Annotated in this window: 17 protein-coding genes; 7 read left to right on the top strand and 10 right to left on the bottom strand. The window is 63.9% G+C overall.

The window, feature by feature from the left end:
* Positions 1-94: 94 nt before the first annotated feature.
* Positions 95-1,177, top strand: coding sequence for a beta-mannosidase (locus R4P95_RS16480; protein ID WP_317745924.1), 1,083 nt, complete (start codon positions 95-97; stop codon positions 1,175-1,177).
* A gap of 5 nt (positions 1,178-1,182) precedes the next feature.
* On the opposite strand, the gene R4P95_RS16475 is transcribed toward R4P95_RS16480, so the two are convergent.
* The 6 genes from R4P95_RS16475 to R4P95_RS16450 all read right to left on the bottom strand — a co-directional run bounded on the left by R4P95_RS16475 (position 1,183) and on the right by R4P95_RS16450 (position 11,011).
* Positions 1,183-2,820 (bottom strand): ABC transporter, encoded by a 1,638-nt coding sequence (locus R4P95_RS16475; protein WP_317745925.1) that lies wholly within the window; start codon positions 2,818-2,820, stop codon positions 1,183-1,185.
* The gene (locus tag R4P95_RS16470; RefSeq protein ID WP_317745926.1) at positions 2,817-4,325 is read right to left on the bottom strand and encodes a glycosyltransferase; all 1,509 of its coding nucleotides are present in this window, start codon (positions 4,323-4,325) and stop codon (positions 2,817-2,819) included. The genes R4P95_RS16475 and R4P95_RS16470 overlap by 4 nt, the downstream gene beginning before the upstream one ends.
* Positions 4,319-5,779, bottom strand: coding sequence for a hypothetical protein (locus R4P95_RS16465; RefSeq protein ID WP_317745927.1), 1,461 nt, complete (start codon positions 5,777-5,779; stop codon positions 4,319-4,321). The genes R4P95_RS16470 and R4P95_RS16465 overlap by 7 nt, the downstream gene beginning before the upstream one ends.
* An 8-nt stretch (positions 5,780-5,787) precedes the next feature.
* Positions 5,788-7,773, bottom strand: coding sequence for a hypothetical protein (locus R4P95_RS16460; protein WP_317745928.1), 1,986 nt, complete (start codon positions 7,771-7,773; stop codon positions 5,788-5,790).
* Between the two features lie 167 nt (positions 7,774-7,940).
* The gene (locus R4P95_RS16455; RefSeq protein ID WP_317745929.1) at positions 7,941-10,283 is read right to left on the bottom strand and encodes a glycoside hydrolase family 65 protein; all 2,343 of its coding nucleotides are present in this window, start codon (positions 10,281-10,283) and stop codon (positions 7,941-7,943) included.
* A 2-nt stretch (positions 10,284-10,285) separates the two neighbouring features.
* A complete protein-coding gene (locus R4P95_RS16450) occupies positions 10,286-11,011 on the bottom strand; it encodes an HAD family hydrolase (protein ID WP_213576687.1) in 726 nt (241 codons plus the stop codon).
* Positions 11,012-11,182: 171 nt separating this feature from the next.
* Here R4P95_RS16450 and R4P95_RS16445 point away from each other — a divergent pair, with 171 nt between their 5' ends.
* On the top strand, positions 11,183-11,677 hold the full coding sequence (locus R4P95_RS16445; RefSeq protein ID WP_317745930.1) for a chromosome condensation regulator RCC1: 495 nt from the start codon (positions 11,183-11,185) through the stop codon (positions 11,675-11,677).
* Positions 11,678-11,857: 180 nt separating this feature from the next.
* On the opposite strand, the gene R4P95_RS16440 is transcribed toward R4P95_RS16445, so the two are convergent.
* Positions 11,858-12,463, bottom strand: coding sequence for a hypothetical protein (locus R4P95_RS16440; RefSeq protein WP_317745931.1), 606 nt, complete (start codon positions 12,461-12,463; stop codon positions 11,858-11,860).
* A gap of 305 nt (positions 12,464-12,768) precedes the next feature.
* Here R4P95_RS16440 and R4P95_RS16435 point away from each other — a divergent pair, with 305 nt between their 5' ends.
* Both R4P95_RS16435 and R4P95_RS16430 read left to right on the top strand, forming a co-directional pair.
* On the top strand, positions 12,769-13,125 hold the full coding sequence (locus tag R4P95_RS16435; protein ID WP_317745932.1) for a hypothetical protein: 357 nt from the start codon (positions 12,769-12,771) through the stop codon (positions 13,123-13,125).
* Between the two features lie 96 nt (positions 13,126-13,221).
* The gene (locus R4P95_RS16430) at positions 13,222-13,665 is read left to right on the top strand and encodes an SPW repeat protein (protein ID WP_317745933.1); all 444 of its coding nucleotides are present in this window, start codon (positions 13,222-13,224) and stop codon (positions 13,663-13,665) included.
* Positions 13,666-13,794: 129 nt separating this feature from the next.
* Here R4P95_RS16430 and R4P95_RS16425 read toward each other — a convergent pair whose 3' ends face one another.
* The 3 genes from R4P95_RS16425 to R4P95_RS16415 all read right to left on the bottom strand — a co-directional run bounded on the left by R4P95_RS16425 (position 13,795) and on the right by R4P95_RS16415 (position 16,615).
* A complete protein-coding gene (locus tag R4P95_RS16425; protein WP_159924696.1) occupies positions 13,795-14,982 on the bottom strand; it encodes a TerC family protein in 1,188 nt (395 codons plus the stop codon).
* Between the two features lie 339 nt (positions 14,983-15,321).
* Entirely contained in the window at positions 15,322-15,858 is a 537-nt protein-coding gene (locus tag R4P95_RS16420) for a serine acetyltransferase (RefSeq protein ID WP_317753855.1), read from the bottom strand.
* Positions 15,859-16,243: 385 nt separating this feature from the next.
* A complete protein-coding gene (locus tag R4P95_RS16415; protein WP_317745935.1) occupies positions 16,244-16,615 on the bottom strand; it encodes a hypothetical protein in 372 nt (123 codons plus the stop codon).
* A 411-nt stretch (positions 16,616-17,026) separates the two neighbouring features.
* Here R4P95_RS16415 and R4P95_RS16410 point away from each other — a divergent pair, with 411 nt between their 5' ends.
* The 3 genes from R4P95_RS16410 to R4P95_RS16400 all read left to right on the top strand — a co-directional run bounded on the left by R4P95_RS16410 (position 17,027) and on the right by R4P95_RS16400 (position 21,487).
* Positions 17,027-17,530: a hypothetical protein gene (locus R4P95_RS16410; protein WP_317745936.1), complete on the top strand. Its 504-nt coding sequence runs from the start codon at positions 17,027-17,029 to the stop codon at positions 17,528-17,530.
* A gap of 1,205 nt (positions 17,531-18,735) precedes the next feature.
* The gene (locus R4P95_RS16405) at positions 18,736-20,253 is read left to right on the top strand and encodes a sugar transferase (RefSeq protein ID WP_317745937.1); all 1,518 of its coding nucleotides are present in this window, start codon (positions 18,736-18,738) and stop codon (positions 20,251-20,253) included.
* Between the two features lies 1 nt (position 20,254).
* A complete protein-coding gene (locus R4P95_RS16400; protein WP_317745938.1) occupies positions 20,255-21,487 on the top strand; it encodes a glycosyltransferase family 4 protein in 1,233 nt (410 codons plus the stop codon).
* Positions 21,488-21,498 lie beyond the last annotated feature (11 nt).

Genomic DNA, 21,498 nt, shown 5'->3' with positions numbered 1-21,498 from the left:
ATGTGTCCTTCCGGTCGGTCCACCGATGTCCGGACCACTGTGACACGTCACCGAGCGGTGTACGAGAGCAGAAGCGGCTGGCATCCTCGGACGAATGACGAGACGACGGTGGGCGGCCCTCATCCTGGTCGTTCTCTTCGGGGTCGGCGCCTGCGACACGGGGACGTCCGAACGAACCGAAACGCCGACGGCCCGGGTGCAGGCCACCGCGGACGGGCTGATGCTCGACGGCTCCCCGTGGTGGCCGGCCGGTCTCAACGCGTATCAACTGGCGACCGATTGGTCGGTCAATCGTGGGTGCGGCGCCGAGGTCGACACCGACTCGTTCTTCGCGAGCTTGCCCGACGCCTCGCTCACCCGGTTCAACGCCTTCCAATGGCTCGCGATCGACAAGAAGACCGGTGCACTCGACTTCACCGGAATCGACGCCGTGTTCCGGGCCGCCGAGGCCCACCGACAACTGCTGATTCCGGTCCTGGCCGCCCAGGACGGCGCGTGCGGTGACGAAATTTTCAAGACCAGCAACTGGTATGCCGGCGACTGGAAGACCGTCGCGCCGGGCTCGGTGCTGAGTTATCAGGACTGGGTGACGACGGCTGTCGGCCGTTGGCGGGACTCGCCGTCGCTGGCGATGTGGGAATTGATCGGTGAGCCGGAACCACTGCTGCCTGACCGCGCCTGTGCTCCACAGGCGGCGAGCTTGTTGCGCGCGTTCGTCGACGAGGTCGGCGGCAGTGTCCGCGCGCTCGACGCCGAGCACCCGATCACCCTCGGGACGATCGGCGGTGGCCAATGTGGCACGGCGGGGGAAGATTACGCGTATGTCGGGGCCTCGGACGCACTCGATGTCCTGCAATACCACGACTACGGCGCCGACGGAGTACCGCTGCCGGGCGACCGCTACAACGGCCTGGCGGTGCATCTTCAGCAGGCACGCGGTCTCGGCAAGCCACTTCTCGTTGCGGAGATCGGTCAGAGCGCGGGGGCCGGTTGCGGTTCCGTGGGGGATCGAGCGCGCGATGTCGCGAACAAGCTGGACGGGCAGCGCGAGGCCGGTACTGCCGGAGCGCTGTTGTGGGCGTTCGTCCCCGACCCCCGCCCCGCCGAATGCACCTACGACATCGGTCCCGACGACCCGCTCCGGCGGGTGCTCCGCGAGCGCAACGGCATCCGCTGACGCGACTACAGCACCCGGTACAGCCGCCACGTCGGCTGGTCTTGCCCGTCGTTGGGCACCTCGAGTTCGAGGGTCGCGATGTCTGCGCCGGTCTCGTACAGCGTCGGGTAGCGACGGTTGACGGCATCCGATTCGCCGCGACCGCTGTTGGGTACCGCCAGGAGGAATTGCACGCCATGCTCGGCGGGACGGTTCAGCACCGAGGTGAAGTCCTGATCGGATGGGATCACGAAGGTGCGGGGACGTTCGGTGGCGGTGTAGACCGCGAAGCCGTAGACCGTATCCATCAGGACCGAGCCCTCGGGCAGCGCCAGAGCATCGAGGTATCGGGCCAGTTCACGCTCGGTGCTGAAGGAGGCCAAAATGCGCCGTTCCGTCTCGCGGCGGTCCGAGGTGTCGGTGCTCGACGGGAACACGACGGACCGTAGCGCGTACTGCTGACTCGACAGCGTGGGTGAGAGCATCGACGCCCCGGTGACTGCGGGCGTGAGGACGACGAGTGCTGCGGCGAGGGCGGCCGGAACGGTTGGGGCGCCGGCGAACCGGGCGCGGGCGAAACCGGATGGGCCGCGGCGTCGTTCGACCAGCGGGTCCCCGGCGGGTACCAGTTGCAGCGCGAGCACGGCCATCAGCGGCAACGCGCACAGGTAGAAGCGGAGGAAGGGGAAGGTCATACCGCGTGCGTAGCTGTAGGTGGCGAAGCCGAGGACGGACGCCAGGACCACCACCGCCGCCAGCGTTTCGAGATCGCGGCGACGCCACGCCAGGGCGGCCGCGATCGGGACGAGCAGCGGGAGGGCGGGCCCGAGCACGAGACTCTCGGCGGCCGAGAAGAGCACCGCGTACACGGTGTCGGTGGAGCCGCCACCGCTCTGAGCAAGGATGCTCGCGTTGCCGTAGGTGGACGAGAACTGCTGCAACGCCTGGCCGGTGATCAACCAGCTGACGGTGGCCCAGACGAAGAAGGCCATGGCGGTGGGCAACCCGACGAGAACGGCGTCGAGAAGGGCGGGCCGCACCTGTGCACGGCGGTTGCGCCACCCGCGGCGCAGCACGGTGACGGCGAAGACGAAAACGGTGACGGCCAGCCCGGCGGCCAAGGCGTCGTAACGTGCGAGGTAAGCGAGGCCCAGTGCGAATCCCGCGGCAAGAAGATCGTGGATGTCGTCGGTGGTGCACCAGCGAATGAGCCGCCGCGTGGCCCAGCACATCATGGCCAGGAACGATGCCTCGCTCATCCCGTTGCCCCCGTAGAAGACGATCATGGGGTTGAGCGCGAACACGGCGGTGACGGTCCACATCAGCCAGACCGGGCAGCCGCGGTCCGCACCGATCTTGTAGATCTGCACCACCGCGCCGGCCATGAACGGCGCCGACATCAGCACCCCTGTTACCGCCCACGAGGTGAGGCCCGGCCACCAGTGGCTCAGCAGGACGGCGGGTAACTGCGCGAGTGCGGTGAGTGGAGTGAACACGAACCCGATGGCCGCCAGATGCGGGTCGCGGCTGAACCACACGCTGCGCGCGGCCGACACCCGGCTGAGCGCATCACCGAGGACGAAACCCTGCCCCACGGTGAAATACAGGCCGACAACGAGATAGAGCGCGGTACACCCCCAGAACAACCAGCGCGTCGGCCTCAAGAAGCGTCCCCCGCCCCGGGACCCGTCGATCCGGATGTGTTCGGCGCACTGAGACCATGGAACGTCTTCTCCCAGTACGACGGGTTGCGCACCAACTGGTAGGCGCCCTTGAGAGCGGCGACGCTCATCATCACCCAGTACAGCGGTGTGGTGAGTGCGGCCACGAGTAACGCCGAGTTGTGTGTCTCGCGGCAGGCGATCAGATTCATGTACAGCACGGCCGCATTGCCGAAGACGAGCGAGATCAGCGCCGGAAAATACACGTAGGCGGGGAAGATCTGCTGAATCATGGACGGCTGCCCCAGGATCCACGCGAGACTGGTCAACCAGAACACCATGTTGAGGCAGGCGATGAGCGGAGTGCCGGCCATGAGGGTGGTGAACCGGAAGAACCCGACCGGGCCGAGTCCGCGCCACAACCCGATCGGACGGCGCATGTGAACCAGCCAGGTCTGCAGATACCCCTTGTACCAGCGGGACCGCTGCCGCACCCAGTTGATGGGGTCGCTGTTGGCCTCTTCGAGAGTGGTGGAGTCCAGTACGGCGGTGCGATAGCCCGATTCGGCGATGCGCACACCGAGGTCGGCGTCCTCGGTGACGTTGAACGGGTCCCAGGAGCCGATCTCGTCGAGCACGCTGCGACGCAGATGATTCGACGTCCCACCGAGCGGAATGGGGGCGTTGCTGCGCATCAGTCCGGGAAGGATGAACCCGAACCACAGGGCGTAGTCCGCGGTGAACCAGGCGGTGAGCAGGTTCTGGGTTCCGTTGTGGAACGCCAGTTTGGCCTGCACGCAGGCGGTGTCGTCAGGCAGTCGGTCGAAGGCGACGACCACTCTCCGCAGTTGCAGAGGATCGGGGTGGTCCTCGGCGTCGAAGATCGTGATGATCTCGCCGGTGGAGAAGTGCAGCCCGTAGTTGCACGCCTTCGGTTTGGTTCGCGGGTCGGCCGGCGGCACGAGGAGGATCGTGACCACATCGCCGACGCGTGCTGCTCTGGCCGCTTCGATGGTGACGTCGTCGTCCTCCTCGAGCAGCAACAGAACCTGGAGTTTGTCGCGAGGATATTTCAGCGCGGCCATCGCTCCGATGAGGTCGGCCACCACTTCCGGTTCGTCGTACGCCGGCACCAGAATCGTGTAGGGCGGCAGTTGCTCGTCCGGGACGGCGAGCGCTTCGTCGTCGTTGACGGTGACGATGGTGCTGCCGTCGAGCCCGCGGCTGAACAGCAGCAGGCGATCGATCATCGTCCCCACATAGCCGAGGGTGCACAGCAGCGTGAGAACGATCAGCGTGGGTGTCAGAAAGAATGTGGCAGAAAGGATCGTCAGGGCCGCTAGCGCCAGCAGCGTGTTGCGCTGCCACGGGTAGAACGCCACCGATGCCGACGAGAGCGGATGCTTCTCCCGCAGTCCATTCACGGCATCGTGCAGGGCCGCCGCCCGAAACTCGGCGTCGGAGTGAACGTTGTCGTCCAGGGCGTACGCATTTTCCCGGGTCACCATTGCTGCTCCCTCACGATTTCCCCCGCCAAGGTGACCAGCATGTCGCGGTCCTTGTATTCCGGCTCGGTGTCGGACACGGCGTTCTGTCCGCGGAGCAGCACGGCCAGCGTATTGGCACCGTTGGTGGCCATGGACGGCGCCGGTTCGGGGAACTGCGCGTCGGGCTCGTGGTTGTCGACGCTGACGAGAGTGATGCGCTGGGTCAGCTCCGGGCTCCGCACCCACACGAAATTGAGGTTGCTCCAGGTGAGCAGGAGGTCGTCGTCGACGATGGTGTACATCTCCGCCACGACACCCCGCCCGATGTCGATCGCGACCTTGGGGCTGACCCGCGCGTTTTCGAGTTCGTACATGGTCTGGCTCGGATACACCTCCAGTGTGCTGGGCCTGCGGACCGAGAGCACGTCGACCTGGACGGTGCGGTTGCGATTCTGGGTATCCCACGCGGGGTTCGGCTCGGTGGTGCGGATGGTCTGGCGGGTGAGTTTCGAAGTGACACCGAAGTATCGACGGGGCCACGAATATTCGGTCACCGCGCGTTGCTCCCATCCGCCGGGAACGAGAATTCGCGCGGCGGCGGCCGGCGGTGGGCCGGGGGAGACGGGGGTGAGGTTCTGGTCCGGAAGCGGGGGGATGAACATCACGAGCGCCACTGCGAAGACGGCGACCGTCGTCAACCCGCTCGTCGGTGTCGTGGGACGCCGCACCGGCCGGTCGAGCGGTGTCATCGGGCCACCGCGCCGCGTGTACACGTAGAACGCGATCCCGACGAGAATGGCACTGCCCAAGGCCGGACCGAGCTGGACGAGGAACAGCGGTGCGGTCGGGAAGCGCTGCACCGTGAAGTAGAGGGCGATCGTGCCGAGGAGAACGGAGGCGGCGAAGCCGGCGACCGCCCGCCGGTTGCTGCGGTTGACGGCGATGGCCGCGGCCCCGGAAGCGAGAACCACCATGATGATCCCGAACGCGAATCGATTGCCTCCGAGCAGGACCCCGAGCGTGCGGTAGGGAAGGGGAAACAGCCCGATCCCCAGTAACCACACAGGCCAGAAGCGGCTGACCGACCGCAGTCCGAACACCAGGACCGCGGCACTGAACAGGAACACCCACGCCGCCACCACGTCGAGGTGCATCAATTGGTAGTTCTCCGCGTACCGGGGCATCAGCAGCATGCGAATGCCCAGCGACACGAGCAGGCCGATGCCGCCCACGATCTTGTCGGTCTGACGGTCGTGGATCGGCAACTCGTTGTTCCGTCGTAACGAAATTCCGATGGCCGCGGTGATGCACAGGAAGGGCACGACGAAGACATAACCGATGGCCGTGCCCTCGGCCGCGCTGAACCAGACGTCTTGCCAGGTCTTCCAGAATCCGAGGACCGTGGCCGCGCCGATCAGGATCCAGCGGACGCCCAGACGCCAGGATGCGTCGAACGCGGGATGTCGAGTAACCATGGGAGTCGTCACCGCGGGGCCGTGCGCGAGCGGCGAGACCGCAGGAGCGCCACCACGGCCACCACGACGCCCGCCAGGAAGAGCGCCCCGCCTACCGCAAGTACCCACACCAGGGCCGCGGATATCCCCGACGAGGTGGAACTGCTGCCGCTCTCCGGCACGGACAGTTCGACGGGGTCCCGGTCGGCGGCCGTGAACAGGACGTCGCCATCGAGGCCGGCCCACCGGTCGGGTGAGCTACGCAGCCACTCGAGCGTGCGGTCGAGTTCCCCCGGCACACCCGTGGAGCCGGCGACGACCAGTTGCCGTTTCCCGTCGAACGATGTTTGCAGCGACGCGAAGTCGATGGGTGCCCCCAGGGTGACCGCCGCGGATTCGTCGGTCGACGGGTCCGTGAGCTCGAGCGTGGTGTCTTCGGTGCGTTCGAGTGGTAGCCGCACACTGTCGGGCAGAGCGCCGTCGGCCGCGATGAGAATGGCGGGCTTAGCGGACTCGATCGCCTCGTCCAGGGACACCCAGCGGGGGTCGAGTTGGATGGTGGTCAACGACTGCAGTCCTGTGACGACGGCTACCGCGCGGGCAGTGTCGTCGAACCCACCGACCGTGCCGGCGACGTCGACGCCCGGCAGCAATGACTGCGGCAGAGCTTGGAAGCCTGTCGGGTTCGGCGCTTTCGACGGTTCGCTGGTGACCTCGCTGTCGGGGTCGATGGTGAGGGTGACGGGTTGCTCTGTGCCGCAGTGGTTGGTGGCACCGGTGGTGTCCAGGGCGACGGTGAGGGTGGTGACCCGGCGCAGGGCGTCGTCGGGGACGTCGATCCAGCGATCGATGACTCCACTGGGTTCGGCCGCCCAGCTGTCGAGCGTGTACTCGCCTGCCGCCACAGAGAGGAGCCCGCTTCGGTCCTCGGGTAGTGGGGTGTAGGAGCCTTGCAGGTTGACCCGCAATGACCCCGACGCCCGGCCGAGTCGGCTCTGATCCACGCCCACGGCCACCTCTGCCCGCCCGCTGGAGGTGGCGACGAGGTTCGTTTGGCCGAGATTCCGCAAGGTGGTGGAGGTGGGAGCAAGTATCGGCGGACGGTCCATCGACCCGGCGATGGCGCGGGCGTCGACGGCCACCGCAGCGACCTTGCTGGTGACCAGTCGAACCTGGTCCTGCAGGGTGGCGTCGTCTCCGTTGAGGCGTAAGGCCGAACCGCCTCCGGGGAGGGGAACCAATTCTGTTGCGGGCTCGCCGCTTTCCCGGATGATCACCGATCGCTCGAACGGGCCGCCGGAGGCAGGCAGCAATGGCAGGCCATCCGGTAGTTTTCGGACGTCGACGCGTACTGGTTGGGCACCGTAGTAGGCGACGACCGCCCCGGCGAGGTCGAGTGCGGCGGCGCTCTCGGTCTCGGTGGGGTCGCCCGGGATGTAGAGGACGAGCTGCTGCAGAACCGGCGGCAGGAAGTCGGCCACCACGGCCGGATCCGTGGGTGCGCCGCTGTATCGGACCGTGACGTCCCGCAGGGTGAGGCCGCGGCTCGACCAGGCCTCGGGGCAGAAGTTGTCGATCGGGATGAGCGTGCTGCGCAGGGTGACCGCCACGGCCTGATCCGTGACCTCGGCGCCGGTGAGCGGCACGGATACCGGCGCGGTGGCAGCGGGAGCACCGGGAAGGTCCACCCGGGCCAGCGACCGGTCTGCCGATTCGACGTCGATCCAGGCACGTCCCACGTTGCCCGGAAGATCGGCCACCGCCTCGAGTGATGTGGGGGTGAGACCCTGAGGGACGGGCACCGTGACGGTGACCGCGTCCTGATTGCCCTGGAACGGAACGGCGTCACCGAAACCCAGTGCACGGGAACCGAGAGTGACCGACTCCGCGGGTGCGGGCTGGTCCAGCGGGTCCTGCGCGTGCGCAACCGGCATCGGCAGGAGGACGAGTCCGCACGCGCCCAGTACAGCAACGAGTCGGGCAACACGCGGTCGTGCGGACACTGCGACGGGCATCGGCGACTCTTTCGGTGCAGGATGAATCAGTAGGTAGGGCATTCGGTACAAATGGGACGTCCGTGCAGGACGCTACCCTGTGACCTCTTACCCCGGCCTGCCGAACCTGAATCACCACCTCGCCGAACGTCGTTCCACCGGGGCGGAGTGTGAGCTTCCGAGGGCCGTTACCCGCGATGAACGGGCGCACGACCGTACGGTTGCCGGACGGCGGGGCTGCTCGGTGCCGCGGGGATCGGTTTGGTGACCGGGGATGCGTCCAACGTGAATGTGCTTCCGTGGTGCGCCAACTGGAGGGGTTCGCCGGAGATCAGCCGATACGTCGCCACCAGCGGGCGGACATCGACGTGTATTGCGCTGCCGCGCACGGTCATGCGGAACGACAATCGCGTCAACTGCGGCGGGATCCGGGGTGCGAACGTCACGTCACCGTCGTGGTCCCGCATGCCGCCGAATCCGGCGACACAGGCCGTCCAGGTACCCGCCAGTGAGGCGATGTGAAGTCCGTTCTCCACGTTGGCATGGAGGTCGTGGAGATCGGTGAGCGCGGCCTCGGCCAGGTAGTCGTAGGCGAGTTGCAGGTGCCCGACCTCCGCGGCCATGACTGCCTGGACGCACGCCGACAGGGACGAGTCGCGGACCGTGAGCGCCTCGTAGTAGGCGAAATTGGCGATCTTCTGCTCGGGGGTGAAGGCATCACCCCGCAAATACATCGCCAGTACCAGGTCTGCCTGTTTGACCACCTGTTTGCGGTACAGGTCGAAGTACGGGTAGTTCAGGAGCAGGGGATAGTGCTCGGGCGGGGTGCCTTCGAAGTCCCATTCGTCGTGGTGGGTGAAGCCTTCGGACTGCTGATGCACGCCCAGTGCGGCGTCGTACGGAATGCGCATGTGCTCGGCCGAGTCCCGCCACCGTGCCGCTTCCTCGTCGTCGACGCCCAACTCGCGCGCCTTTGCGGGTCGCCGCTCGCACGCGGTGGCCGCGTCGCGCAGATTCTTTTGCGCCATGAGGTTGGTGAACACGTTGTTGTCGGCGATGGCCGTGTATTCGTCGGGTCCTGTGACACCGTCGATGCGGAATTCGCCGCGTGAATTGTGGTGGCCCAGAGTGGCCCACAACCGCGCGGTCTCGACGAGCAGCTCGAGCCCGCATTCCTCCTCGAACTCGGCGTCGTGGGTGGCGGCCAGATACCGCGACGTCGCCACCGCCACATCGGCGCCGACATGGAACGCGGCGGTTCCGGCGGGCCAGTACCCGGAACACTCGTCGCCGGTGATCGACCGCCACGGAAAGACGGCACCGCCCTGGCCGAGTTGCAGGGCCCGCCGCTTCGCCTTGTCCAGGGTGGAATGTCGCCAGCGCAGGGCGTCGCGGGCCGAGTCGGGCACGGTGTAGGTGAGCAGCGGCAGCACGAAGGTCTCGGTGTCCCAGAAGGCGTGCCCGTCATAGCCGGGGCCGGTCAGGCCCTTCGCGGGAATGGCGCGCGACTCACCGCGCGCACCGGCCTGCAGCACGTGGAAGAGGGCGAAACGCACCGCCTGCTGGAGTTCCGCGTCACCGTCGATCTCCACGTCCGCGGTTTCCCAGAAGTCGTCGAGGTATTCGCGTTGGCGGCGCAGCAGCTCGTCCCACCCGGTTTCGAGTGCACCGGCCAGGGCGCCCTCGACCTGCCCGCGCAATGCTGGTGTGGACCTTCGGGCAGACCATCCGTAGGCCAGATACTTGGTGACCCGTAGTCGCTGTCCGCTCGGCACATCGGCGGCAACGGTGAGGCGGGCGAGGTCTTCTTCGGTCTCGATGCCGCAGCGGGCATTTGCCGGGAGGTCGATCTCGTGGTCCATGCCTGCGGCCATGCGCAGACCCGAGCTCCGCGTGTGGTGGGCGAGTACCGCTCGGAAGTCGTGGGCGGCGGCGAAATCGGACACCAGCGGGTTGTCCAGGGCTGCGGCGACTCTCGGGTCGTCCGTCCGCGCCGGGATCGGCTCGTTCGCCAGGAGGTCCGATTGCAGGACGAGTTCGATGTCCCCGTCGAGTGGTTCCACCTCGTAGTGGATGGCGGCAACCGCACGGGAGGTGAACGACACCAGCCGCTCCGAATGGATGCGCACCCGTCGGCCGGTCGGGGAGGTCCATTCGGTGGTGCGGCGCAGTGTGCCGGACCGGAAGTCGAGCACTCGCTCGTGGTGTGTGGCACTGCCGTACCGCATGTCCAGTGGTTCGTCCTGCACCAGCAACCGGATGATGCTGCCGTCGGTGACATTGACTACCGTCTGGCCGTCCTCGGGATAGCCGTAGCCCGCCTCGGCGTAGGGCAGCGGGCGTTGCTCGTAGAAACCGTTCAGGTAGGTGCCGGGCAGGCCTCGTGGTTCACCCTCCTCGAAGGTGCCCCGAATACCGATGTGTCCGTTGGAGAGAGCGAAAGTCGACTCGGTGGCGTGGAGTGCCTGCAGGTCCAGTCCGCGCCAGCGAAGCTGCCACGGCGATATCTCGTAGCCCTTGTCGTCTGCCATGCTCACCTTTCCAGCAGTTCGGCCAGGTCGTTGACCACCACGTCGGCGCCGTGCTCGCGGAGGGCTTCGGCTTGATCGTTGCGGTTCACGCCGACAACGAATCCGAATTCACCGGCGCGTCCCGCTTCCACCCCGGACAGGGCGTCCTCGAACACGGCCGCCTGATCGGGATGCACGTTGAGGGCGCGCGCTGCGGCGAGGAAGGAATCCGGTGCAGGCTTGCCGCGGAGTTCCTGATCGCGGATCACCACGCCGTCAATGCGCACGTGCACATATCGGCTGAGATCGGCGGCGTCGAGGACTTGCTTCCCGTTCGCCGACGACGTGACCACCGCGATCTTCAAGCCGGCGTCGTACGCGGACTTGATGTATCGCACCGAACCGGGGTACGGGCTCACACCCTCCTCGTCGATCACCCGCAGAAGGCGGACGTTCTTGGTGTTGCCGACACCGTTCACCGTCTCGGCGCCCGGCGGATCGTCGGGGAGTCCCTCCGGCAGCGTGATCGCGCGGGAGGCGAGGAAGGTGCGCACCCCGTCGGCGCGGGGCCGGCCGTCGACATAGTCGTAGTAGTCCTGGTCGGTGAACGGCCGGAAATTCGGGCCCTCGCGATGCTTCAAAAACTCGTCGAACGTGCGTTTCCAGGCTTTGCGGTGCAGCACCGCCGTGCCGGTGAGCACACCGTCGAGATCGAACAAACAGGCCGAGATCGCATCAGGCAGTCCCATCACCTTCTCGACGGTACCGCCGTCGTCGATGGTTTCGCCGAGGCGCGCGCGAGTGTCGGCGGATCGGAAACGGGTCGGTCTCGATTTCGACCAAAACCGGACAAACCATACCGTTCGGACTGTAGGTTCCGCCGTGACCGGTAAATAGATGTGCAAACGAAGGAGCTGTCCTTGAAACGCTTGGTGGTAACCGCGGCAAGTTGCGCACTCCTCACCCTGTCGGCGTGCGGATCCGACACCGAACCGACACCGACCTCCGAAACCTCCAGCTCCACCACCAAGGCCACGACGACCTCGGCCACCTCGACGACGAAGACCTCGGAGTCGGTCCCGCCCGAAGTCCCGCCCGGGTCGAGCGACGGGGGCGGCGGTGCGCCGGGCGCAGGGTCGGGCGGCGGTGGCGGGCAAGCCCCTGCCGCCGGTCAGCCGGCGCCCGTGAATCCACCACCCGCAGTCGTGGTGCCGCCGCCGGCGCCCGTGATCCCGCCTCCGCCCGTCGTGCCTCCGCCCGTGATCCCGCCTCCGCCCGCGGAAGGTGAGGATCCGCCGCCGGTCGAGGGTGAGGACCCGCCGGTGGAGGGTGAAGACCCGCCGGTGGAGGGTGAAGACCCGCCCGCGGAGGGCGAGGATCCGCCTCCTGCCGAGGGTGAGGATCCGCCAGCCTAGGGCGGTAACTGAGACGCCTCTTGGACGACGCACCCTTCCAACGGATACGCATGAATCATGCCGTGTCCGCGGGAAGGGTCATCTCCACCGACGGTCTTGCTCGCCATGGCTGCTCCTGCCATGCGCTGGGCTGTCGTAACGAAACACTTTTTCGCAGTCGATACTCGTCGGGTTCTCAGTTCAGTAACCGGCCAGCGCACACGTCTCCGGGTCGATCCAGCCTTCTTCGCAACCGTATTGCATTTGGATCTCGCCGCTGGTCGGCGCTTCACCGCAAGCGGTGCCACATCGTTCGTAGCCACTGACTACACCGTCGCCGTTGCGGTCCTGGCTGGGGTCGTAGGGGTAACCTGACTCGCCGCCTGATGGTGCAGGCACCGGCTGGTGACACGCCGGGTCGGTGGTGGAGTAGCTGCCGTCCGTGTAGACAGCAGTCCCGCCGTAGTCGCAGTACCGCAGCTCCCGACCGGGAGGCGAGGTATCGCAGCTCGGTTCGTATCCGGTGGTGCCGTCCGAGTACAGGGCCGTGCCGTACTGGTACAGCGTGGGGTCGCCGCATTCGAAAGTGATCGGCTCGGATGTGACCTCTGGTTCCGGAGCGAGGGCCGGGGCCGGCTCTTCGACCACGGGTGGTGGAGGCGCGCTGGTCGTAGTGGGGAGTGCCGTGGTGGTGGGTGGCGTCCCAGTGGAGGTGACATTCGGGACGCTGGTGCCCCTGCCGGCGCAGCCGCTAACCGCGAAAATACCCAGGAGCAGCACCGTCACCAGGGCACGGATTGGGGACATGAGGTCGATCTCCGATCAGCAGTATGCCTGGAATATCGCTGACCGCACCGCGGTCGTTTCACGGTCGATGTACAGGCCGGAAGACGCGGGGAGGCCGCAGTTTCTGTGGTCGTTGATTCTTGTCGACCCGGTGACATGAGGCCGCCTACTTTCGCGCTCACCTCGGGTCGGCCGATCGGGGGACGACGAGTTCCACCCGAATGGCGCCCGATCGGTGGACAGACGCCGACCGGCAACGGCGGGAGAGTTGTTCCATGCGCTAGCGCGCATCGGATCACTCATCCTCGTGGACAGGAACAACCGTCATGGCACCCATTTCCGATATCCGGGCGGCGCGATGCCGTCGATCGCGGCGCGTGCTGTTCGTCGGTAACCCAACTCGACATTCGGACGTGTCCCAGTGGGCGATGGTCCGGCAGTGGGTCGTTCTTCAGGGGCTCGAACCGATCCGGTCTTTCGGTGACGACGTGCTCTGCGTGATCGTGACCGAGGATGTGCTCGACGGCCGGTGCTCGTCGGCGGAGTCGCTCGTCGTGCGGCAGGCCCGGGACAGCGCTGTGCCCTGCATCAGCGTCCACGACACCACCACGATCTGGCACACGACGGCCCGGGTGCGAGCCCGTATGTCGCTCTCGAACGGGACGCCGCCGGAAGGTGCGTGAAACTGGGTGTATTTCCTGTTCACAGCGGTTTTGGAAACTTTCGGTGCGGGCACTCCCACGGTGGGGAACCGTTTCGTTCTTGGAGGTGAATGAGTCATGTCGACGACATCCGGAATGTCGATCGAAAGACACCCCGACATTGCTGCATTGCGCGATCGCTACGACAGAGTCGCGGAAAGGCCCGTCACGCAGGTGGCCGAGGGTCTGATGTTCATCGCGGCGCTGTATGTAGCGGCGTCGCCGTGGATCGTGGGCTTCGGCGATCAGATGGGGCTGGCGATGTGCAACCTGATCGCGGGCATCGCTGTTGCACTGCTCGCGGTCGGATTCACATCGGCGTACGGCCGCACCCACGGGATGACCTTCGTCGCGCCGCTGCTGGGTCTGTGGATGATCGTCAGCCCGTGGCTGGTGGCCGACGTCACCACGACCACAGGCATGATCTGGTCGAACGTGCTCGGCGGCGCCATCGTGTGCCTGCTCGGCCTCGGTGTCACAGCGATGGGGATGCGCGAAGACCGCGGAGACCGCATGAAGTAACTGGTCGACTACGTACGAAAGGAAATTCAGAGACAGCGCCCGCCCATCAACGGCGGGCGCTGTAGCCTGTGGGCGGGCTTTCTCAGAGCCGCCGGCGGAGGAGGCTTCGCGGCGGCAGTGGGGGGATTCTCAGCGGTTGAGGAACGCGTCGTGGTCCGCGTGCGCGCGTTTGATGAGCTCCAGCAGCGCGGTCTCCTCGCGCACCATCTTCTTGAACTTGGGGTCGAGGCTCTTGAGCTGCTGCTCCTCCTTGACCAGCTTGTTGTAGATCCGTTCGCGCTCCTCGGCATCGGCCGTGTAGTCGAGATCGACGTAGTTCGCTGCATGGCGGCGGGCGCCCGCGATCGCCGACTGGGCCCTGCCCTTCTGACTCGACAGGGAGGCGATCACGGTGATCACCAGGACCCCGATGATCACACCGAGGGACACCATTGTGCTCACTTCCACCACGTCGACGGGCTCGCCGTCGTTGACGAACGGCAGGTTGTTCTCGTGCAGCGCGTGCAGGATCAGCTTGACGCCGATGAAGCCCAGGATCGCCGCCAGCCCGAACGAGAGGTAGATGAGACGGTCGAGCAGCCCGTCGAGCAGAAAGTACAGCTGCCGAAGACCCATCAGGGAGAACACGGTGGCCGTGAAGACGATATAGACGTTCTGGGTGAGGCCGAAGATCGCTGGGATGGAGTCGAGGGCGAACAAGATGTCGGTGCCACCGATGGCGACCATCACCAACAGCATCGGCGTCATGGCCCGCTTGCCGTTCTCGATGGTGAACAGCTTGTCGCCGTCGTAGTGCTCGGTGGTGTGCATGAACTTCTTCGCGATCCGAATGATGAAGTTGTCGGCCGAGTGGGACTCCTCGGACTCGGGGCGCAGCATGTTGCCGGCGGTGATGAGCAGGATGAGCCCGAAGAAGTAGAACACCCAAGCGAACGAGTTGATCAGCGCGGCGCCGAGGAAGATGAATGCGGTGCGCGCGAAAATCGAAAACACGATGCCGAACAACAGCACCTTCTGCTGGTCTTCTCGTGGCACCCGGAAGCTGGACATGATGATGAGGAAGACGAAGAGGTTGTCGACGGAGAGCGCCTTCTCCGTCACGTAACCGGCGAAGTACTCCGACCCCATGGTGGTGCCACCGAAGATCAGGACGACCACACCGAAAAGGAGCGCGAGGCCCACGTAGATCGACGACCATATCGCCGCTTCCCGAAGGGTCGGAACGTGGGCGTGGCGGACGTGGAAGAAGTAGTCGAACGCGAGCAGAGCGACGATCACGACGATCGTCAGGCCCCAGGCGAGCGGAGTTACATGCATCGTCTCTGCCTTCCAGCCGGAAACGCGGTTGCTGCTCGTCAGCCTAACCGCGGCGGGACGAGATAGTCCTCCGCCCGGCGGAACTCACACAGAGCGACTGGTCGAACCAGCCTTGCCCACCGGAAGAATATTACTGCTCATACCGGCCGACGGAAGTTAGCTGACTGATTGAGCATTCTCACCGAGATTGTTGCCGGGCGCACAGTGGATTTCATCCACACTATCCGAGCACGTAAGGTCATTCTGTCGGCGATTTCCAGCGATTACACTCGCTTGGTCTGACACACGGGACCGAGCTCCGCTATCCGATGCAATGGGTGGGTCGATTCGGCGGATTCTTCAGTCGCCTACTTTGGAATGAGCCCGTTCCGCCCGTCTAAAGAAGTGTCGGGCCGGATTCCCGACCGCAACTGCACCTCTCGGTACTGGCCGAAGCACGATTGCACCCGCGCCGATTACAGCATTGTCTCCGATTGTGATCCTTCCGAGTATCTGCGCGCCGCTTCCGACCACAACGTCGTTGCCAATAGTCGGTGCACCATCTGGCCGTGTGGTGCTTCCAGAGATGCCGATCGTCACACCCTGTTTGAAGGCGACGTGGCGCCCGATCACTGCGTCTTTGTGGACAACCAGGCCAACACAGTGCTGAAGTTGCAGGCCAGGCCCAGGAGCGGGAAGAGACCAAGGTAAATCGATTCCGAGAAGCCAGCTGACTATCAGCTTGTACGCGACTCCCACGGGCAGGGCTGCAAGGCGTGGATGGGCGCCGGCGCCGCGAGCAGCCTGTGCGAATCGGAAAGCTGTGACGACGAAGATACCTCGTCCGTCGCCGCGGTTGACGTGCCAGTCTTCACGGAGTGTTGCACGAATACTCATCGCACAATAATGCGGCATCAGACGCTGTTGCACCGGTTGCATCCAGCTAGTACTTAGGTACGTCCCTCCCAGACTCCCTTTTCCTCCCTAGCCCCGAATGTAAGCGGGCATGCACGCTGCAATACCTTGGTCAACCTTCCAACCGCGGGCATACTCGAAGAGTGTGGTGGTGGATTTTAGGGGCTGCGGTGCTGCTGTGGGTGGTTTTGTCGGTACCGCTCGCGATTGTGCTCGGCCGAGCGGCCCGGCTAAAGGATGTGCGGGAGCAACCGGCCCCCTTGAGCGATGACCACCGAAACGATCCGCCAGACCAGACGGTGGCATGACCCCCTTGCTTCTCGAGAGCCGGGCCAGTCAAGCTGGAAACAACCCGTCGTTGGGGTTCCTAAGCCCCTTCGTGGCGCTTATGGGCAAGCGGGCCGTCGACGGCCTGGTCGCTGCGCGCTCGCGCGCGAGCGGTGAGCTCCCAGATGCGGCTGGTCTCATGGACGCCGACACAGGGAATGCCGGCCTCTTGCGCACGTTGCATCATTGCGGAATCCTTCGCAGACCCGACACCTTCGATGACGTCGACCGTCGCGATTACACAGAGCACGTTACCGTTGAGATCCCGCATCGGTGTCAAACCGTGGGCCGTAACCCACTGCCGTAGCGTGGCCCACTGGGTAACTTCGAGATAACTTGTCGGGTTACCGACGAACAGAACTAAACGGGATCGTCGGGCCCGTGCCACCTCTATCCGGGAAACAGTAGTCATGGTGAGGTTCCTTTCGACGAGCAAGCTCCACGGCGCAGCAAAGGGCTGGGTATGCCGCCAACACATACGTCGTCGTTGACGGCGCGCGTTAACCGGAATCAAGCCCCATGCTGGAGTGCTCGGCTTGTCGTCGAATCAACCGACGGCCACCAGGCCACTCGATCGTCTCGGGGTAACTCACGCTCATCCTTCAGTCGCGCCGCCGAACCGAGCAGAACGGCAAGCGGTATCGCCCCGAATCCCCATATCACGACTATTCCTATGACCCACCACATGCCGTCCAGTATGCCGGTAAACATACGTCCGGTCTGTTTTTTTGCCAAAACGAGACTTACTACCTAGTTAGGTCTCATTTTGTTACAAACCGCAAACGAAAGATGATCTCTGCAGGCCGGTGGCACGATCAACGTCGTGACCGAAAATCGTCCTGACAGAACTGCTCCGAAGCGCACCCGACTACAGCGGGTACGGATCGCGTGGCGGAAGAACCTCGACTCCAGCGAGCAGTCCGCCGTGGTGGCTTGGACCGCGTTCACCCTGACATTCGGTGGGGTACGTGCGTTGACCCATTGGATCAAGGACGGGCATGGGCCAAGCAGTGGCGGGATTGCACTCGGTGGCCGCCACTTTCACCATTACAATCTCGGGATCTGCGCACTAGCGGGTGTGGGGGCCGTCGCGGTACGCGGCTCCGAGAAGCAGCGGCGGCATCCGACCGTCCCCCTGTCGTACGGCGCCGGACTCGCGCTCATTGTCGACGAACTGGCGTTGCTACTCGACCTGGAAGACGTGTACTGGGCCAAGGAGGGACGTACCAGTGTCGACGCGGCAGTGATCATCATCGGGTTTGGCGGACTGATGACGGCAGGACTGGAGTTCTGGCCCGCCGCCCAGCGCGCGATGGCAAGGCCCTAACCCGTGTGTCACCCCAAAACCCGAACTGGGACCCACTCTGTGAGTCCCAGTTCAGAAAGATGCCGACTTATGCGCCGCTGGATCCAGCTTCTGACCCGAAGGTGAGGAACTGTGCGAGGAAGGTAACCAGTTCCGTGAGGCTGCCGAAAGCTGAAGACATGTTTGCTCCTGTCGAGGCGTTTAGGGGGAACTCTCGATCTGCACCCTGTCGGGCACTCGTTCTTTCTACACGACCAGCCGAAGTTCGCAACCGCATCGGCCAAGTGCCGCAGTAGAACACGTGGCATTCGACCCAGACCCCGAAATCCTCCCGCACCAAATTGGGATCGACTCACGAGCCGATGAGCGGAGAAACTGCCGAAAAGAAAACCAGACCCGCTTTCTACGGCCTCAATCGTGCTTCGGTGGCGGATACTGGGCCATTAACCGATCCTTCGGTATGTTCTTGCGCTTCACGATCTGCGGGATTGACGCAGCACGTCAATGCCCGAGGCGAGACCTAACAGCACGGCGCTGTCGCCTCCGAACCTCACGGAGGTGACTCGCACTTGAGCAGATGCAGTTGCGCTCCAGGCGAGAGAAACTTGAGGGGCCGACAGCGTGCCAGGCGATTTGACTACTATCCGCCAATCGAACCAGGGACGAAGATTGCTCCTGTCGGATAAAACTTGACGATGGTATGGAAGCGCCTCCGGTATCGCCTGTCCGGCGAACGGTGTCAAGGCGTTGATCCGGGGAGGGGCGCCGGAAAACCGTGGTGCGGGCGAGTATTACGTCGATTACGTGTATGAAACACACACCCCGACGGGACTACATGCCGATTCGAATACCGGCAGGACTCTCGTCAAGACTCCTGGCCGAACCGGATGACATTGTCGTCAAGGGTATTTAGTCCCTTACCGGCCAGTATGTTGAGCATCAGAGATCTGAAAGTTCCCGTATATCTTGTGAGTTGCCTCACAGCGAACCGCCCTGCAGAGCCGCTCCATCTGTGGGTCAGCCCGAAAAACCGCACTTGAACACACTTTTTGTAACAGAGGTCCGCTGCGCTGCGGCGTCTAAGGTTCACCTGCTTGGCACGTAATAAACCGCCGCCAATGCGATCATTTACACGGCAGCAAGCGGGGGACGGTTCTCTACTCCGTCAGACATCACAGCCAGACTGGCTGCCGACGCAAAAATTGGCTCTAGGTGGAGGGCGTGTGATGGTTACTGCATTCAATGTGCCACTGAGCCCGGCGCTTGGTTTCAAGCGTCCGACGGTCGGTCCGGATGCAGGGACGGGGGGTCGCCGGGACTGGCAGGCGGCATATATTCGGCGACTGAGAGTTTCGGACACCCTAATCGTAATCGCGGCCGTGTTGCTCGCGCAGTGGGTTCGCTTCGGAGACCGCGAAGTACTCGCAGCATCGAACTCGATTCCTGACCTGAGCTACTCGCTAATCTCGACAGCGCTGATAGTAATGTGGCTTGGCACACTGGTAGTTTTTCGAACGCGCACGATTCGCGTTATTGGCAGTGGTCCCGAAGAATACCGACGGATCCTGGCCTCGACAATCCGCCTGTTCGGGTTGATTGCCATCGTGTCGTTGTTACTCAGAGTCGATTTGGCGCGGCTCTATCTTGGTATAGCCTTTCCGGTTGGACTGGCGGCGCTAATCGCCAGCCGATGGTGCTGGCGCCGAGTGATTGCCCGTAAACGCGCAAGGGGGGAGTTCCAAACCTCCGTATTGGTGGTCGGTGGTGAGCGGGCAGTGAAGAGCCTCGCCGAATCATTCGCGCGTGGGACCGCAGACGGGTACCGAGTCGTGGGTGTATGCACACCGGGTCGAGGAAGCGAGTGTGGGCAAACGATCGCGGTCGCCGGGCGCGAGATTCCGGTTCTCGGTGATGAGCGCCATGTCTTAAGTGCACTATCGTTCTGCGGTGCAGACACTGTAGCTGTTACAGCCACCGAGCACCTGGGCCACGATGGGATGCGGGCGCTTGCCTGGGCATTGGAACCACATCATGTGGACCTCGTTGTTGCACCCGGGATGGTAGACGTTGCAGGTCCGCGCCTATCGATGCGGCCGGTTGCCGGTCTCCCGCTGATTCATGTAGAGAAGCCTCAGTACCACGGTGCCCAGAGGTTCATGAAGACCGGTTTTGACTTCGTGTTCGCGACCGTGGCTCTCTTGGCTATCAGTCCGTTAATGCTCGCGGTGGCGGTCGCTATCAAGCTGACTAGTAAAGGCCCGGTCTTCTATAAGTCGGAGCGAATGGGTTTGGAGGGAAAACCATTCGCGATGTTGAAATTCCGAAGCATGGTGGTCAACGCCGACCAGCAGTTGAGTACCTTGATGCAGGCTAACGATGGTGCCGGCGTCCTTTTCAAGATGCGCGAGGATCCCCGTGTGACTAAGGTCGGTCGAATTATGCGGAAGTTCAGCATTGACGAACTACCGCAGTTCATCAACGTTCTTCGTCGGGAAATGAGTGTAGTGGGCCCTCGCCCACCGCTCCGCCGGGAGGTGGAGACGTACGACGGAACTGTCCGGCGCCGCCTCTTGGTGAAACCGGGGATCACGGGGCTGTGGCAAGTTAGCGGTCGATCGGATTTGTCCTGGGAAGAAACTGTACGGCTTGACCTTTCATATGTAGAGAACTGGTCTATGACAGGTGACGTGCTAATCATTGGCAAGACGTTGAAGGCGGTGGTGGCTAGTGACGGAGCCTACTAGCGTGCCCGCGGCTAGAAGAAGCGTTCCGAACTACAAGACTTCTGTTGATGGCCAGTCGATCTCGGCGAATCACGATAAGGACATGGTCTTGAGAATCCTCTACTGCCAGCCAAGCGTCGAGCTATATGGGGCGGACCGCATGGCGGCGGTTACCGTACAAGGCTTCGAGAGCAGCGGTCACGAAGTATCCGTCGTCGTCCCGAGAGAGGGCCCTCTGGAGGAGCGGTTCGCCCGTCAAGGCATTTCCACTATCATTGCGGCCATACCGACGCTTCGCAAAGATGGTCTGACACCGAGAGGTTTCCTCAGTCTGGTTCGCTCGTCGGCGGGCGGACTTTCCCGCGCCCTCCAAGTAATACGGAGCGCCGATCCCGATATTGTCTACGTTAATACCCTAACCCAGCCAATATGGCTCGTAGCTGCCAAATTACTTGGGAGACCTGCGGTCTGCCATGTCCGCGAGTCTGAGCCAGGGCAGTCGAGGTTGGTGCGTGCGGGTTTGATCGCTCCCTTGAGGCTCGCTGACCTTGTTGTGGCGAATAGTAATGCGACTCGAGCGTTTATCGAATCGAGCCAGATATTCACATCGACGGATGTTCGCGTAATTCATAACGGCAAGGACTGGTCCCCGTACTTTAAGTCGCGTCCGACTCGACCCAGCGAAAAAATTCAACTTCTAGTCGTAGGTCGTCTGAGTCCTCGGAAAGGGCAGGACGTTGCCATCCGCGCGCTCGGGGTCCTGCGACACCGCGGAATAGATGCACGCCTATCTATCGTCGGTGATGTATTTCCAGGCTATGAGTGGTATGAGGAGGAATTACACAGCCGGGCGGAAGAACTCGGTGTGTCGGAGTTCGTAGTCTACGCGGGCTTCAGGGACGACATCGTAGGTGACCTCGCTGCAGCCGACATTGTGATCGTGCCGTCCCGACAGGAGCCCTTCGGCACGGTGGCGGCAGAGGCATTGGCGGCGATGCGCCCGGTAATCGTAAGTGCAGTTGATGGGCTCACGGAAATTATCGACCATATGTCGACGGGACTGGTGGTCCCCGCCGAGGATGAGGACGCACTCGCAGATGCGGTGATTGCTCTTGTAAAGGACGTCGATCTAGCTCTGTCGCTATCCGAGTGCGGATACGAGTTCGTCCTAAAAGAATTTTCGATCGAGAAGTATCACGAGCGAATTGAGGAAGTCGTTAAGTGTCTCCCAGCGCGCAGGCCGGTGCGGTCATGACTGTACGGGCA

The sequence above is a fragment of the Rhodococcus sp. IEGM 27 genome, from assembly GCF_033142305.1.
GTDB lineage: Bacteria > Actinomycetota > Actinomycetes > Mycobacteriales > Mycobacteriaceae > Rhodococcus_F > Rhodococcus_F oxybenzonivorans.
Note: the sequence above shows the minus strand (reverse complement) of the source record. Positions and strands in the feature narration are given on the sequence as shown.

What these genes read in the sequence shown, in the direction of transcription:
- R4P95_RS16480 (WP_317745924.1), top strand. Translation starts at nt 95, where the DNA reads ATGACGAGACGACGGTGGGCGGCCCTCATCCTGGTCGTTCTCTTCGGG.
- R4P95_RS16470 (WP_317745926.1), bottom strand. Translation starts at nt 4,325, where the DNA reads ATGGTGACCCGGGAAAATGCGTACGCCCTGGACGACAACGTTCACTCC.
- R4P95_RS16465 (WP_317745927.1), bottom strand. Translation starts at nt 5,779, where the DNA reads ATGGTTACTCGACATCCCGCGTTCGACGCATCCTGGCGTCTGGGCGTC.
- R4P95_RS16460 (WP_317745928.1), bottom strand. Translation starts at nt 7,773, where the DNA reads ATGCCCGTCGCAGTGTCCGCACGACCGCGTGTTGCCCGACTCGTTGCT.
- R4P95_RS16455 (WP_317745929.1), bottom strand. Translation starts at nt 10,283, where the DNA reads ATGGCAGACGACAAGGGCTACGAGATATCGCCGTGGCAGCTTCGCTGG.
- R4P95_RS16450 (WP_213576687.1), bottom strand. Translation starts at nt 11,011, where the DNA reads ATGGGACTGCCTGATGCGATCTCGGCCTGTTTGTTCGATCTCGACGGT.
- R4P95_RS16440 (WP_317745931.1), bottom strand. Translation starts at nt 12,463, where the DNA reads ATGTCCCCAATCCGTGCCCTGGTGACGGTGCTGCTCCTGGGTATTTTC.
- R4P95_RS16435 (WP_317745932.1), top strand. Translation starts at nt 12,769, where the DNA reads ATGGCACCCATTTCCGATATCCGGGCGGCGCGATGCCGTCGATCGCGG.
- R4P95_RS16430 (WP_317745933.1), top strand. Translation starts at nt 13,222, where the DNA reads ATGTCGACGACATCCGGAATGTCGATCGAAAGACACCCCGACATTGCT.
- R4P95_RS16425 (WP_159924696.1), bottom strand. Translation starts at nt 14,982, where the DNA reads ATGCATGTAACTCCGCTCGCCTGGGGCCTGACGATCGTCGTGATCGTC.
- R4P95_RS16420 (WP_317753855.1), bottom strand. Translation starts at nt 15,858, where the DNA reads ATGAGTATTCGTGCAACACTCCGTGAAGACTGGCACGTCAACCGCGGC.
- R4P95_RS16415 (WP_317745935.1), bottom strand. Translation starts at nt 16,615, where the DNA reads ATGACTACTGTTTCCCGGATAGAGGTGGCACGGGCCCGACGATCCCGT.
- R4P95_RS16405 (WP_317745937.1), top strand. Translation starts at nt 18,736, where the DNA reads ATGGTTACTGCATTCAATGTGCCACTGAGCCCGGCGCTTGGTTTCAAG.